Genomic DNA, 14,784 nt, shown 5'->3' with positions numbered 1-14,784 from the left:
AATGAGCCGCTTCTTCGGCATCCTCATTGCCATGTACTACAATGACCATCTACCGCCCCATTTTCACGTGCGGTATGGTCAACAAAAAGCCAGAATTGAGATTCAATTACTCTCAATTCTGGAGGGGAAACTTTCCCCAAGGGTATTGAGATTCGTCATCGAGTGGGCCCAGATCTAACGTTGCCGCAACCTTCCTGAACGCAAGATATTGACCGCCAACCAAAGCCCCAGAAAACTCGCAGCGCCAAACAGAACATTACTGATCCAGGACAAGCTACTGCCCTCAGCAGAAATAGTTGCAGCCCCCATGATCAGTGAGCCAACCAGAATGCTGAACGATAAGCGGTTAGCAGAGTCATCCATTGTTAATCGCAGACCATCCAGATCTTTTAGCGTTAGATTCCACTTCAACGTTTCGGATGTCACTCGATCGAGCAACTGTTCTACCTGACGGGGCGATTGAAGTGAGAGACTTTTCAGGTCGAGTGCAGTTCTCAATAAGGTTTGCAGCGGTTCGTCGCCAATTAGCTGTCTGCGGAACAGGTCGGTCATCAGTGGCTTAATCTGGTCAAGCAGGTTGATTTCGGGGTCAAATGTTCGTGCCACGCCTTCCAGATTTGCCAGTGCTTTTGCATATAGCCCCAGGTTGCTAGGCAACTTGATTTTGTTGACGCGAGCAACCTGGAGGACTTCGTAAAAGACCTGGCTAAAGTTGAGTTCTGCAATGTTGCGGTTGTAGTACTTTCGCAGCAGGCGATCGTAGTCATTTTCTAGCCGAGCCAGGTTTACGCCCCGGCTTGATTCTGCCAGTTGTAGCGTCAGTTGAACGCATCGCTGAGAATCCAGGTCAACGATCGCCAACAGCATTTCAGTCAAAATTCGCTGCGTGTTGGGGTCGAGTCGTCCAATCATGCCGCAGTCGAGCAGGGCAACCCGACCATCATCGAGATAAAACAGATTGCCCGGATGCGGATCGGCGTGAAAGAAGCCGTCGATGTAAATTTGCTGGAAAAAGGCGCGAAATAAGATCGTTGTGGTGGTACGACGATTGGAGACGGTGTTTCCGTTTTGAGGCTCATCTGGCACTTTAGCAGTGAGCAGCGGAACGCCATCTAGCCATTTCATCACCAGCAGATTTTCGGTGGTCAAATCCCAGTAAATCTCAGGGATAACCAGTTGTGTGGGGTCAAACCAACTGCTGTTAGCCATGTTGCGGCGCAACTGATCGGTGTAGCTTGCTTCTTTGAAGAAATCTAGCTCGTCACGGAGGGCAGTCGTAAATTCTTCTGCCAGAGCTTTGATGTCATAATCTTGTCCCAGTGAAGAACGGGAAGCCAGATCTGCCAAACTTCTGATCAAAGCAATGTCTTGATCAATGATCAGGTCAATGCCAGGACGCTGAACTTTGATGGCAGCTTCACGTCCGTCTGCCAACGTCACCCGATGCACCTGAGCAATAGAGCCTGCGGCGACCGCCTGCTGGTCAATCTTCGTAAAGGTGACTTCTAAAGGCTCTCGTAGCTCTCGCCGCAGCACGACCTCAATTTCAGACCAGGGAACAGGTGGAACGTCACTTTGCAGCGTGGATAGAGCGTTGATGTAGTCGGCAGGTAAGACATCAGGACGAGTACTCAACAACTGCCCCAGCTTGACAAAAACTGGTCCTAAGTCAATCAAAATGTTGCGGAGAACAGCGGGGGTCGGTAAATTTGGCGCATCGGCTTTACTACCGGTGAGCAGCCGTCGCGCATAGTCCCAACCGTTGCGGAAGACAACTTCAAGAATTTCTCGTTGTCGAGAGCTTGTTTGAGTCAAGCCTGAAAACATTCTGCCTCCTGCCCTGCGATTGGCTGGCTGATAATGAGATGCCTACATTCGCATGATAGTAAATGCAACTGGCAATCAGGGGTTGTTAAAACTAACACCCCTTGATTTTGTAGCGGTTTGAGGCGATCGCTGCCAACACTCTAGAGGGAGAGATTAGAGGGTTATGGGTTGTCGGTCAATGGTTGATAGTTATCAGGTATGAGTTTTTAAGCGTGAAGGGTAGCACGGCTCAGCCACACTACCCTTCACGCATGAGGTCTAGTGACTAATCAAAATCAAAGCAAATCGCTCAGTTTTGGATTGTCCTTCAGCGCTTTGAGGACTTGTTTAATCTCCTGTGTGCGATGCTTGTCCACAATCAGGGTTGCTTTGCCATCGCGGACGATTACCACATCCTTAAGTCCAATGGTGACAACCACTTCATCGGCGTCAGCAGCGTAAACCAATGAGTCTTCTGTATCGAGTCCAATGTGTTGGGCTAGCTCGACATTGAGTTTGTCTCCCTTAAACAGGCGTTCGATCGCATTCCAGTCGCCCAGGTCATCCCAGCCAAAGGTTACGGGCAGGACACACGCCTTACGGGTTTTTTCCATCATGGCGTAGTCAATGCTTTTCTTGGGTAAGTCGGGGTAGATGGAGGGTCCGTGTTTTTCTAGCGGTTCAATGATTTCAGGGGCGTGGGTGTGCAGTTCTGCCAAGGCTACACCTGCCCGGAAGATAAACATGCCGCTGTTCCAGCTAAAGCGTCCGCTCGTGATAAACGACTCCGCCGTAGCGCGATCGGGTTTTTCGGTAAAGCGATCGACTTTATAAGCAGGAAAACCACCAAAAGAGCCAATGGTTTCTCCCTGTTCGATATAGCCATAGCCCGTAGAAGGGTAGGTAGGGGTGATGCCCAGGGTGGCGATCGCCTCCTGACTGCTAGCCAACTCGGTTGCAGCTCGGAGGGTTTGCTGAAACGCTGCTACATCTGCAATCCAGGGGTCAGCAGGGAAGAAGCCAACAACCGTTTCTTCACCATAGCGACGAGCGACTTCTAAGGTTGCCCAGGTTACTGCCGGAGCCGTATCGCGTCCCTCAACCTCGACTAGCAGATTTTCTGCTGGCAAATCAGGAAGCTGTTGTTGAACACCTTCAGCTAGATGACCCGAGGTAATCACCCAAAGGTGGTCCCAACCCTCTGCCAAATTGAGCAGGCGGGCTGCGGTTGCCTGAAGCAAACTCTGACCGCTGCCATCTAAACTCAAAAACTGCTTGGGACGGTGCCGCCGGCTCAGGGGCCAAAAGCGCTCTCCCTTACCACCAGCCAAAATCACAGGTATCATAGCCTTCTCGCTTTGTTTTAGTTTGCCTTGAGGTTTCTTAGATAGTCTGCACGGATCTACATTGTTAGTCCGTAAAATCTACCCAGAAAATCTACTGAAATAGTTTTTTACGCCGTAAATGCTATGTGCAAAACATTAATCAGTTGATGGCATCGCTTACACTGAAATGTCAAGATTCCTAGATTTTGCCCGACTTTTCTTAAGATTGTTTTGGTTTATGATTTCGCAAAACTAGGTTCGCAAATGCTCGTTGGGCTTGCCATTAGGCAAATTGACCGCGTAGAATTCGCCAAGTGCCTCATGGGTGCGGGTTAGGAATTACATCTGCAGGTAGGGGGGTGGCGATCGCGCTCCAACCTACCATAAAGACGGATACATTACGAATTCCTTAAGGTCGGTAGTATACGCATAGCTACAGTACAAATGAGGTCAAGGTGAGAGACGGAGTGGACGGTTTACAAAATCAGTCTGATCAGTATAAAACGCAACAATCCAGTCCTGTTCAAGTGTCTGAAGAGCCTAGCGACTCTAGCCACATACCTAGCGCTTCAACAGCCACAGCTACAGCTTCCGTTGCTGCTATCACACCTGCTCAGTTGTCCGATCAAGCTCGCCTGGTTAGAGTGCCGGAGCGATCGCCATCTAAGCCTAACCCATTGCGCTGGTTAGGTTGGGGTGCTGCTCTAGTAACGACTGGAGTAGTCTCTGGAGTACTAGGTGTCGCTCTGTCCTGGCTTACTCCCTTGCCTCCTACGCTCGCTTCTGATACAGACCCACAGCTTTCGCTCAGCGATCTGTGGAGCAAAGGGTTTCGCTACAACATTACTCGCCCGGTCAACATTCTGGTCATGGGCATCGACCGAGTACCTGATGTTCCTCCTGATTCACCTGAGGTGCTCAACGGTCGCAGCGATACGATGCTGCTGGTGCAAGTTGATCCCGAAGACAACTCGATTAACGTTCTTTCCATTCCCAGAGATACTCAGGTTGAAATTCCGGGCGTTGGGTTAACCAAAATCAACCACGCCAACATGTTGGGCGGCGATAGCCTGGCAGCCCGTGTCGTCAGCCGTAACCTGAATGGGGTGCCGATTGATCGCTATGTCCGGGTTAGCACCGAAGCCTTTCGAGAATTAGTAGACCTGCTGGGCGGCGTAGAGGTGTTTGTGCCTCAACGGATGTCCTACACAGACGAAACCCAGAAGCTTTACATTGACCTGGAGCAAGGCTGGCAAAACTTGAATGGCGATCAAGCAGAGCAATTTGCTCGCTTTCGGGCAGACGGCAACGGAGATATTGGTCGGGTACAGCGGCAACAGCAGTTAATTCGGGCACTGCGCGATCGCATTACTAGTCCAGCCGTGATTCCTAAGCTGCCAGAAGCGATTCAGCTTGTCCAAAAGTATGTCGACACCAACCTTTCGTTAGAAGAAATGCTGGCTTTGGCAAACTTTGGCGTCAGCCTGGAGCAAGACAGTTTCAGAATGGTCATGTTGCCGGGCCGTTTCAGCACCCCTGATGAATTTGTTGCTAGCTATTGGATTACCGATTCTGATGCGGTCGATCAGGTCATGCAGGAATATTTTCAGGTTCCTTCAGTCACCAGTTCTGAAGAGCGCCGCGCCCTCAACCACCTGTATATTGCCGTCCAAAATGCCTCAGGAGAGCCTCAATTAGGTAATCAGGTTGCAAGCTACCTGCAAGAGCAGGGTTTTGACAATGTCTACGTGATTCAAGATTGGCCCGATCGCCAGGTGCAAACAGACATTATTGTGCAGCGAGGCGATATGCAGGGTGCAGCCTTGCTAGAAAATGTACTAGGACTAGGTCGGGTCGTCTCTGCCTCAACAGGAGACTTACAATCAGATCTAACCATTCGTGTAGGAGAGGATTGGGCTGATCGAATTGATGGGTAAGGAGGTTAGAAAGATGAAGGCGATCTTGACTCGCTGTGTTGGTTTAATTCTAGTTCTGGGTCTGGCTTGTCTGTGGATTTTGCTTAGCGCAACACCAGCGCTAGCGGCGACCGACACAGTCAACTACAACAACGCTAACTTGCAGAATCAGGATTTCTCAGGCACAGACCTGGTTGGCAAAGCCTTCGTCGCCGCCGAAATGCGGGGCATCAACTTTGAGAATGCAGACTTAACCAACGCAATTCTCACCAAAGCCGTGATGCTGAATGCGAACCTGCGAGGCGCAAACCTAACTGGAGCTTTAGTTGATCGGGTGTTTTTAGTCGGTTCAGACCTGACGAATGCCATTTTGCAAGAAGCAACGCTCTCTCGCACCAGCTTTGAGAACGTAACCGTTACCGGAGTTGACTTCACCGACGCAATTCTCGATCGCTATGAAATCAGTCAACTGTGCGATCGCGCCTCCGGTACCAATCCCACAACCGGTGTTTCAACCAGAGATAGCTTAGGCTGTCGATAAAGATTGCTGATGTACCTGATAGATCAACAGATCAACCTAAACGTACCTCAATTCATCTACCGCATGCTCCCAGACTCCAAGGAGTTACCACCGATGCGAAGCGTGCCTTGCAGCCCATCTCCAATCCCTTCGGGGGGGTTTGGGGGAAGCGGGCGTCCCCCAATGGGGGTTTGGGGGAAACCCCCAAGGCTCGGCTCCCAACATCAAAAACCACAAAACCAATCCCTGACTTCAGAGATCCTTGATAGACTATAAAAGTTCTAACGTAACTCCGTCTTATGCAAAAGCGTTCTGCCTTTGACACCACTCACCTGATGCGCCGTGCCGAAGACCTAATTGGCGCTGCGTCAAACCGCTATCGGATCACCGTTCAGGTTGCCAGTCGGGCACAGCGCCGCCGCTTTGAAGAATTCGATAGCCTGGACGACCCCAAAATGAAGCCCGTGATTCGCGCCATCATCGAAATGTCGGACGAGTTAACTCAGCCCGAAATCATCGGCGAATAGGTCACTTTGAAGTCAGAGCTAGATTAGGCGATCGCCACTGTACTAGCCAAACTGCAAAAAACCGTATCTTCCGGTACTGCTATTCCTGAATCAGAGTGGAGATATCCAGTCATGGAATAGCAGATCAATGAAACACATTCAGGGAATTCGTTCTGTTGCGCTAAAAGACAGTTCGGATGTGGGATTAATTTATGGTTTTTTGGGAGTGCTGGGATTTAGCCTGACACTCCCTGCCACTCGCGTTGCAGTGCTGGATTTAGACCCCATTTGGGTTGGCTTAGGGCGAGGTTTTGTCGCTGCAATTTTAGCAGCGATCGCCCTCCACCTGACCCGTCAAAAATTTCCCACTCCTCACCAGTGGCGCAGCTTGGTTATCGTTGCTCTGGGAGTCGTTTTAGGGTTTCCGCTATTGTCTGCCTGGGCAATGCAACGCTTACCCGCAGCTCACGGTGCAGTCGTATTGGGGCTGTTGCCCCTGGTAACAGCGATCGCCGGAGTGATTCGAGCGGGCGATCGCCCCAGCCGCCAATTCTGGATCGCTAGCAGCCTTGGCAGCCTCACCGTGATTGGATTTGGCATCTTCTCAGGAGCAGGGCACCTCCAGCCCGCAGACTTAGCTTTGTTCCTTGCAGTTATCGCTGCTGCCTTTGGCTACGCAGAAGGAGGAAAATTAGCCAAAACACTGGGTGGTTGGCAGGTGATCAGTTGGGCACTCGTGCTAGCAGCTCCGGTGGAAATCTTACCGATGATCGTGAGTACTTCACAACATGGGCTGACCGCTTCCCCTGTGGCATGGTTAGGCTTTGCCTATGTCAGCATCGTGAGTCAATTTGTTGCCTTCTTTGCCTGGTATCACGGCTTAGCCAAAGGTGGAGTCGCCAGAGTCGGACAGATCCAACTGCTCCAGCCCTTTTTGACCCTGGTAGCATCCTTCTTCTTATTAGGTGAAACCATTACACCCTTTACGATTGGTGCTGCCTGTTTAGTAGTCGCTAGCGTTGCGATTGGGAGGCGTTCGCCCATCAAACGGGTCACTTGTGAACAAATTACGTCACAATAAGTGGAACCTTGCCCGAATGTAGCCTCAATCATGACTTCTCCTGACCTGCGACAGTATGCCCCTGCGACTCAACGCAACCGAGAGCCAATTCTAAATGTGTTGCAGCAAGTCTTACCCCCCCAGGGCACAGTCTTAGAAATCTCTAGCGGTACGGGAGAACACGCTATCTTCTTCGCCCCTCATCTGCATCCTCGTAAGTGGTTGCCCTCTGACCCTAATCCTTCAGCACGAGCCAGCATTGCTGCATGGCGGCAACATTGCCCCACCGATAATGTGTATCCACCGATCGCCCTTGATGCGCGTGATCCGGTTTGGAGTGTGGAGCAAAATGAGTTGCCAGAAACTTTACAGGGGTTTGAGAAGGGTGAGATTGGGGCGATCGCCAACATCAATATGATTCACATCGCTCCTTGGTCAGCCTGCTTGGGCTTAATGGCAGGAGCAGGGCGAATCCTGCCTCCAGATGGTGTTCTGTATCTCTACGGCCCTTACAAACAAAACGGTAAACATACAGCTTCCAGTAATGAAGCATTTGATCAGAGCCTTCGTGCCCAAAACCCAGAATGGGGCGTGCGAGATCTGGACGAAGTGATAACCGTTGCCCAAACCCAAAACCTCTCATTGCTCAAAGTCGTCCCCATGCCTGCCAACAACTTATCCGTTATTTTTAAACGGAATGAGTAGTGTTCAATCAACTTTAAACTTGGGCACTCACGATGAAAGCACAAGCCAATCCGATGAGTTTTGAAGCGTTTCTAGAGTGGTATCCAGAAGACGGTAAGTGGTATGAGCTAATTGAGGGAGTAGTCGTAGAAGTGTTACCAACAGGTAATCACGAACTTATTGCAGGATTTCTTGCTGAGGAACTCACGTTAGAAATCCGTCGACAAAACTTGCCTTACACCATTCCTAGAAGTTGCCTACTAAAGCCTGATCGCCCCGACTCTGGATATCAACCTGACGTTGTGATTTTGGATAAAACAGCCCTGGTTAATGAACCACTCTGGCAAAAATCATCTACTATCCAATTTGGAAAAACAGTTCCATTAGTTATTGAAGTTGTGAGGCCAAACTGGTGGGACGACTATGGACACAAACTGGTGGAATATGAAGCGATGGGCATTGCTGAATACTGGATTGTAGACTTTTGCGCTCTAGGAGCCATTCGCCACATTGGTAAGCCTAAACAACCGACTGTCACCGTATGTCAACTGATTGAAGACGAATACCAGATGCAACGGTTTATTGCAGGACAACGATTGAAGTCGGGTATTTTTCCTAACCTAGAGTTGTCAACTGATGCAATCTTTCAAGCAGCGGAATTGTAGCTGTGTAGCTTAAGATTAGCGATCGCTTGAGAAAGCGGTAGGTTGTTGTACGTCGGGCAAGAACCTATTGATGTTTAAATCATGCTGTACGAAAAGGTGTCCTTGGCTTGGGTATCTTAAAATCCATAACACCCGCAGGATTTCACCTTCTTCTAGATAAAAATGTCACAGCTTACCTCCATCAGACAACAGAACGGAATTTTTGAAGATCGGGCATTTACTCGACCGGCGGAGGGGGAGGTGCTGTCTTGCTCGATTTTAGTGGTGGGTGGCTCGACAGCAGCATATTCGGCAGCACTGGTTGCAGCTCGTGCTGATTTGCAGGTGTATTTGGTGCAACCGACGAAAATAGTCGGCGGACAATTTACCACTCAGGCATTGCCTGCGTCGGATGATGGTGACTTGTTGCGGCATCGGGCAACGGCGACCAGTGTAGACGGCGAACGGTTTGCAATTTCTAAGCTGCAGCGGCAGTTTCGGGTAAAACAGCGATCGCTTCAACCGGTCAAAGGCAAGAGCGTTGCTAATCCGGGAGGGGGTTGGGTGAGTCCGCTGTGTACGACTCCGGTGGTAGCGGCGACGGCAATGAATCAGGCGATCGCCCCCTACATTGCTCAGGGTAATCTGAAGCTAATTCCCCTCGCTGAACCGATAGAAGTTTTATTTGAGCAAACGCCAGGGCAGCGACGACGCGTGACGGGTGTAGTGTTTGAAGATCTGCGGGATGGCCGCACCTTCACCGTTAAAGGGCAAGTCGTGATTGAAGCGACCGACTTAGGCGACCTGCTAGAACTGGGTAACATCGAATCGCGGATTGGGCAGGAAGCCCGCAGCGAAACAGGCGAACAGCGTCTTCCAGAACATCCGCTGCCACGCTGTCAGCAGTCGTTTACCTTTGGCGTTGTGGTTGAGCGAACGGCTCCAGGCAAAGGTGTACCGATTGGTGCCCCTACAGGTTACGGAGCGCAACGCTGGCTCAATGCTCAGGAGTTTCGCCACAAGTTTTGGGCAAAAATCGGTGGCAATTGGGAACTTGAACCGCGTGATTTTTTTCATAGCTTCGGCATTTTTCGCTATCGTCGCCTGCTGCGAGTAGCAGAGGATGAAAAAATAGTCAGCCCTGGTGATGTCACCGTCCTTAACTGGGGACAACACAAGGATGGGCACAGTGGACCCATGTGCTGTGGCAATGATTATCGAGTTGGGTTGTTGGTTGGGGTGAATCGTGCCGAGCGCAGACTGCACCTCCAGCAAGCTCGCGATCGCGCCCGCGCCTACGTTCATTTCCTTCAGACCAATGGTGTAAAGGATTTGAAGCCGCGAGGTGATTTAACCTGGACGCCAGATGGCATTGCCCTAGAGCCTTACATTCGAGAGGCACGACGGGGTGTTGCACTTACCACCATTCGCCACGAAGATGTCGGTGAACCCTTCTTCCCAGGGGAAGCCCGCGCCAAATGTTTTAGTGATAGTGTTGGCATCGGTCAATATCATTACCTTGACCTGCACGGCAATGAGGAAATTGGTCATGTCAGCCTTCCGGGCAAAAATGTCTATGCGCTGCCCTTTTCCGTAGCCGCTGGGGCATTAGTGCCGATTAATGTAGATGGGCTAATTCTCTCTGCCAAAAGCATTGGCACAACTCACATCACGAATGCTGCTTATCGAATGCATCCTGTGGAGTGGGCGATCGGAGAAGCCAGTGGGCACCTGGCGGCATTGTCGATTTGGACGAATGCCCAGCCTCGCGATATTGTCACAAATGAAGCGCCCACGCGCAAGCTTCAGGGACTATTAACTCGTAATGGCATTCCAATTTTCTGGTTTGATGATGTGGCGCACGACGACCCCGATTTTGAGGCAATTCAACTGCTTGCAGTGGCAGGAATTGTGCGAAGTGAGAACAAAGATAACTTACATTTTTGCCCCGAAAGACCGGTGAGTCGAGCGGTCGTTGCAGCCGCACTGGTAAAGCTACTGGGGTTTGAGAAAGTATCTCCTGCTGCAGCCAGTTTTATCGACTTGCCAACTGACCATTGGTCCTATAGCAGTGTCGAAACCTTAGTGTCTAAGCAGATTGTCTCTGGTGTGGGCAACAGGCGGTTTGCTCCAGATCAGGCGATTACGCGACAGCAACTCTTTTTCTTGGTGAGTAAGGCAATGCCAGCAGTGGGCGATCGCGCCTTTTCCGAAACGCCAAAAGATCGTCAACTTTTGCGTCGACGCGAACTATCTAGAGTATTGTATGGAGTACTCCGCGCAAAGCTAGGAATCTAGCTGCGCCATACCTGAGACTGAATGGCTATGCAGCAACCGCGATCGCCCCGCTGGGTCGTCCCGACCACTGCCCAAAAAATTTGGCATCAGTTCTGGCGAGATTGCCACAAGTTACCGACTGTTGTGTGGCGACGCTGGTTTGGCACGCTTGCTTTGGGGTTTGGGTTAACCGCTCTGCTAACCGCGATAATTACCCTGGTCGCAAAATCGCAGCAGGCGAAGGGAATGCAAGCCTGGGATGAGCAAATGCTGCTGGCGATCGCCAAGCAAGCCCCGCTTTCCTTTGCTCAAGGAATTACCTGGGAATCACCTGGCAGTTTAATTGGAATGCTGCCCGTAGTGGTGACCTTTGTGGCGATCGCTGCCTCTCGATCTCGCCCTCTGACTGCCGCTACCATGACGGTTGCCTATGTCCTTCAGTTTGCCCTTGCTTGGTTGGGTTGGGGACTGTGGAATCGCGAACGCCCCGACCTGATTGCAGGTGGAATTGCTGCCCCTAGCTTACACTCCTTTCCCTCGGGACATGCTCTAGTCGTCTGCACAGTTTACGGGCTGATCGCTTTTCTTTGGATACGAGCCTCTCGCAGTTTGTTTGAACGAATTGTGGCGATCGCCATTTTCCTGCTTGGTGTTGGGCTAATCACGGTTTCCCGTTTAGTTTTAGGAGCGCATTGGCCCACCGATATTTTTGCTGGATTGGCGATTGGGTTAGTTTGGGCCATGTTCTTGGCGATCGCTCTCAGCCGTGCCGAAGCCGCATCTCGGTAAATATTAACTGCAGCTATACAGAGAAAAAGGGAGGAAGGACAAAGCCTTTCCTCCCTTTTTCTAACTGAAGCAACTCAGTATCAAACCAAAGTACCCGCGTGGGTACTGCCACTAGCTAATTAGTTGTCCAGAATGATGAAGACGGTGTGAGAGTCCTCAAGACGAGCTTTTTCGAGAGTGACAGCAACAAAGCCAGTCTTGATTGACCCACCGTTTGATGCTTGATCATTGAGGCAGCCATGCCATGCCAAGAGCTATCTGAAAACCAAGCCAAACATTCTAGCTTCAGCGTTTTCACTCAGGGGTAATCCCTCAATGATCGGTTTGTTTTAAGCGAAAGTTCGACAGACATTGCCTTTTAGGGAGAGAGGAAACCATGCGAAAGATTCCTTTTCAGTTTAGCCATGGCAGTTACATTCGAGAAAAGCTTGTAGAAAGAACCGTTGAGGGAACTGGTGCAACGGCGATCGACGTAGAAACAGATTTTAATTACCTTTTCCCAGATCTGGCTAAAGATCCCAATAGCCTGCTTCCGGCAGATAATCCGGCAGATACCATTGCTAAGCTGAAAGACCTGGGCAATGCCATGATTGATGCCCAAGAGCCCATCGATCCAGCAGAAGCAAACTCAGATATTCCCCCGGTTTACACTTACTGGGGGCAGTTCATCGACCACGATGTCACTGCCAATACCGATCGCGCTTCCCAAGATTTGCAAACCGACATTATCAAAGATGACTTTCAGCCCCTAGCGCCCGACTTTGTTGCTGAGAAGCTCAAGAATCTGCGCCGTCCTGTGTTTGACCTGGATAGCGTCTATGGGGATGGCCCAACTTTGAATCCCACAAACCCAACCGAAGCGAAAGACTTTTACCAGGAAGATGATCCGGTGAAGTTCAAGATCGGTCAAAACGCGCTCAAGAACTCTGCAGGTGATGACGTTCCCGGAGAAAGAATTCCGCCAACAGATGACCTGATGCGCGACCTGCCTCGCAAAGACAGAAACGCCATCATCGGTGATAGCCGCAACGACGAAAACCTGATTGTTGCTCAGCTTCACACTGCTTTCCTGCGATTCCATAACGCAGTGGTCGATTGGATTCGGACAAACGAACCCAAGAGCTTTAAGGATGAACAGGGTCTGTTTGAGCGGGCGCAAAATCTGGTTCGCTGGCACCACCAGTGGCTTGTAGTGAACGATTTCCTCAAAACTTTAACTGTAGATGGAACAGTAGACAACATTCTCAAGGGCGGGCTGAAATTCTACGACCTGCAATATCGCGACATCTTCATGCCCCTAGAATTTTCTGTTGCGGCATACCGTTTCGGGCACAGCATGGTGCGGGCTGGCTACGACTACAATCGCAACTTTGGACTTGAAGCTGTCCTGATTCCCAGCGCCAGCTTTGAGTTGCTGTTTTCCTTTACGGGCAGAGGTAACATTGGTGAGCGCAACGGTCCCGGTGCGAACGATACCTTGCCATTCAACTGGATCATTGAGTGGGATCGATTTGTGGACAAAACGGCTGCTGCTGAGCGGCAAAGACGTTCTGCCCGCAAAATTGACACTCACTTGACTCCACCTCTGTCCACCATGATCAACGAAGGGGAAGATGAACCCTCAACCATGATCAAAGAACTGTTGAAGCACCTAGCTAAGCGCAACTTGCTGCGCGGTTATCTGCTCAGCATTCCCACCGGACAAAGCCTTGCGGCAAAACTGGGTGTGCCCAAGCTAACCCCAGAGGAGCTAAAGCAAGACAACTCTGATGCCATGAATCAAGCGCTGGAACCCTTCCTGGAGAAGACGCCTGCTTGGTTCTACATTCTCAAAGAGGCTGAAGTTCGGGCAAAGGGAGATACGTTGGGTGAAGTGGGTAGCCGTCTGGCTGCTGAGACATTCATCGGTCTAATGATGAATGACCCTGCTTCTTACTTGAATCAGCGCGATTACAACAATCAACAGTGGGAGCCTGGTAAGGGTGTGAGATTGCCAGATGGCGGTGAGATCCACACAATTGGTGACTTCCTCAAGTTTGCAGGTGTGATGCTGTAAGGCTTAGTGCTAATTACTTCACAACTGTGGATTAATTAACCTATATCATCTCTCTGTTAAGGGGTTTAGCAATGCTAAGCCCCTATTTCAATGTCTGGTTTCTGGGAGAGACGGGAAATGGGCAAGAGGCAGAGCCTCGGGTATGGCATTACAAGGCTCCGCCTTGTAACGAAGAACCTCAACTTCCTCACACTAAAATCGACATTGCCCCATCAGAAAGCTTTGCTGCTTCTACCTTGAGGTAGTCCAAGAAAGTGCTGGCGACAACTGAAAGCTGTTTGCCTGAGAGGGAGACGGCGTACCAGTTGCGGTGAATCGGGAAGCCCTGCACATCTAAAACAGTGAGTTCACTATTGGGGATTTCGGGGGTGAGGGTGTGGCGAGAGAGGACGGATAAGCCTAAGCCCCCGGCGATCGCCTGTTTAATCGCCTCATTACTGCCCAACTCTAGCCGTACCCTGACGGATATTCCCTCCTGATCAAACAGCTTTTGCACCGAGCGGCGAGTGCCTGAACCTGGCTCTCGCATAATGAAAGGCTCTCCAACCAACTCCGATATAGGAATATTCTTCTTGCCTGCAAGTGGATGAGTGCTGGGAGCAACTACGACTAGTGGGTTATCCATAAATGGATAAGCTTCAATATCCATGTGTTCAGGCAATTGGCTCATGATGTAGAGGTCATCCTGGTTATCTGATAACCGCTCGATCACCTGCTCATGATTGGTCACAATTAGCGAAACGTCAATGCCAGGGTAGATTTGACAGAATGGGCCAAGCAATCGAGGGACAAAGTACTTGGCGGTGGTGATCACTGCTAACCGTAGCTGTCCCTGTTTCATGCCTTTCATATCTGCGACTCGCATTTCAAGTTGGTCGAGCCGACTAAAAATATCCTGGCAGGTAGAAAACAGTTCGCGTCCCGCATCTGTCAGGTAAAGCTTCTTGCCCACTTGCTCAAATAGGGGTAACCCTACGGCTTTGGTCAACTGTTTTACCTGCATAGAAACCGTTGGCTGAGTCAGAAATAACTCTTCCGCAGCTCGGGTAAAGCTGCCGTGACGAGCCGTTGCTTCAAACACTTTGAGTTGATGTAGGGTGGCGTGGATCACCTGAAAACTCCTGCGTCAATTTCTGCCTGGGCAGGTTTATGGATAAAAGTCTATCACAAGCGCTCGAACTAGTGATTTTTATCTATGGAT

At 50.5% G+C, this 14,784-nt stretch carries 12 protein-coding genes and 1 pseudogene; 10 read left to right on the top strand and 3 right to left on the bottom strand.

Annotated elements, in window-relative coordinates; all coding sequences use genetic code 11:
• Position 1 precedes the first annotated feature (1 nt).
• Positions 2-175 (top strand): annotated as a pseudogene (locus H6F88_RS30920) (DUF4160 domain-containing protein); the annotation flags it as partial.
• Here the strand turns inward: H6F88_RS30920 and H6F88_RS30915 are convergent.
• On the bottom strand, positions 175-1,827 hold the full coding sequence (locus H6F88_RS30915) for an AarF/ABC1/UbiB kinase family protein (RefSeq protein WP_190646659.1): 1,653 nt from the start codon (positions 1,825-1,827) through the stop codon (positions 175-177). The pseudogene H6F88_RS30920 and the gene H6F88_RS30915 overlap by 1 nt on opposite strands.
• Before the next feature lie 275 nt (positions 1,828-2,102).
• On the bottom strand, positions 2,103-3,152 hold the full coding sequence (locus H6F88_RS30910) for a mannose-1-phosphate guanylyltransferase (protein WP_190646658.1): 1,050 nt from the start codon (positions 3,150-3,152) through the stop codon (positions 2,103-2,105).
• Between the two features lie 434 nt (positions 3,153-3,586).
• On the opposite strand from H6F88_RS30910, the gene H6F88_RS30905 reads away from it, so the two are divergent.
• The 9 genes from H6F88_RS30905 (at position 3,587) to H6F88_RS30865 (ending at position 13,583) form a co-directional block, all read left to right on the top strand.
• Positions 3,587-5,068: an LCP family protein gene (locus tag H6F88_RS30905; RefSeq protein ID WP_347277767.1), complete on the top strand. Its 1,482-nt coding sequence runs from the start codon at positions 3,587-3,589 to the stop codon at positions 5,066-5,068.
• Positions 5,069-5,081: 13 nt separating this feature from the next.
• Complete coding sequence (locus tag H6F88_RS30900) at positions 5,082-5,588, top strand: pentapeptide repeat-containing protein (RefSeq protein WP_190646657.1); 507 nt, start codon at positions 5,082-5,084, stop codon at positions 5,586-5,588.
• Between the two features lie 278 nt (positions 5,589-5,866).
• Complete coding sequence (locus H6F88_RS30895) at positions 5,867-6,094, top strand: DNA-directed RNA polymerase subunit omega (RefSeq protein ID WP_190646656.1); 228 nt, start codon at positions 5,867-5,869, stop codon at positions 6,092-6,094.
• Positions 6,095-6,221: 127 nt separating this feature from the next.
• Positions 6,222-7,154, top strand: coding sequence for a DMT family transporter (locus tag H6F88_RS30890; protein WP_190646655.1), 933 nt, complete (start codon positions 6,222-6,224; stop codon positions 7,152-7,154).
• Between the two features lie 30 nt (positions 7,155-7,184).
• Complete coding sequence (locus H6F88_RS30885) at positions 7,185-7,838, top strand: DUF938 domain-containing protein (RefSeq protein WP_190646654.1); 654 nt, start codon at positions 7,185-7,187, stop codon at positions 7,836-7,838.
• A 32-nt stretch (positions 7,839-7,870) separates the two neighbouring features.
• Positions 7,871-8,482, top strand: a complete 612-nt coding sequence (locus H6F88_RS30880; RefSeq protein ID WP_190646653.1) for a Uma2 family endonuclease — start codon at positions 7,871-7,873, stop codon at positions 8,480-8,482.
• Between the two features lie 162 nt (positions 8,483-8,644).
• Positions 8,645-10,759 (top strand): FAD-dependent oxidoreductase, encoded by a 2,115-nt coding sequence (locus H6F88_RS30875; protein ID WP_190646652.1) that lies wholly within the window; start codon positions 8,645-8,647, stop codon positions 10,757-10,759.
• Between the two features lie 21 nt (positions 10,760-10,780).
• A complete protein-coding gene (locus H6F88_RS30870) occupies positions 10,781-11,527 on the top strand; it encodes a phosphatase PAP2 family protein (RefSeq protein WP_242050781.1) in 747 nt (248 codons plus the stop codon).
• A gap of 376 nt (positions 11,528-11,903) precedes the next feature.
• Positions 11,904-13,583 (top strand): heme peroxidase family protein, encoded by a 1,680-nt coding sequence (locus H6F88_RS30865; protein ID WP_190646651.1) that lies wholly within the window; start codon positions 11,904-11,906, stop codon positions 13,581-13,583.
• Positions 13,584-13,770: 187 nt separating this feature from the next.
• On the opposite strand, the gene H6F88_RS30860 is transcribed toward H6F88_RS30865, so the two are convergent.
• Positions 13,771-14,694 (bottom strand): LysR substrate-binding domain-containing protein, encoded by a 924-nt coding sequence (locus H6F88_RS30860; protein ID WP_190646650.1) that lies wholly within the window; start codon positions 14,692-14,694, stop codon positions 13,771-13,773.
• Positions 14,695-14,784: the final 90 nt, after the last annotated feature.

The organism is Oculatella sp. FACHB-28 (assembly GCF_014696015.1).
Taxonomy (GTDB): Bacteria; Cyanobacteriota; Cyanobacteriia; order Elainellales; family Elainellaceae; genus JAAUTN01.
Note: the sequence above shows the minus strand (reverse complement) of the source record. Positions and strands in the feature narration are given on the sequence as shown.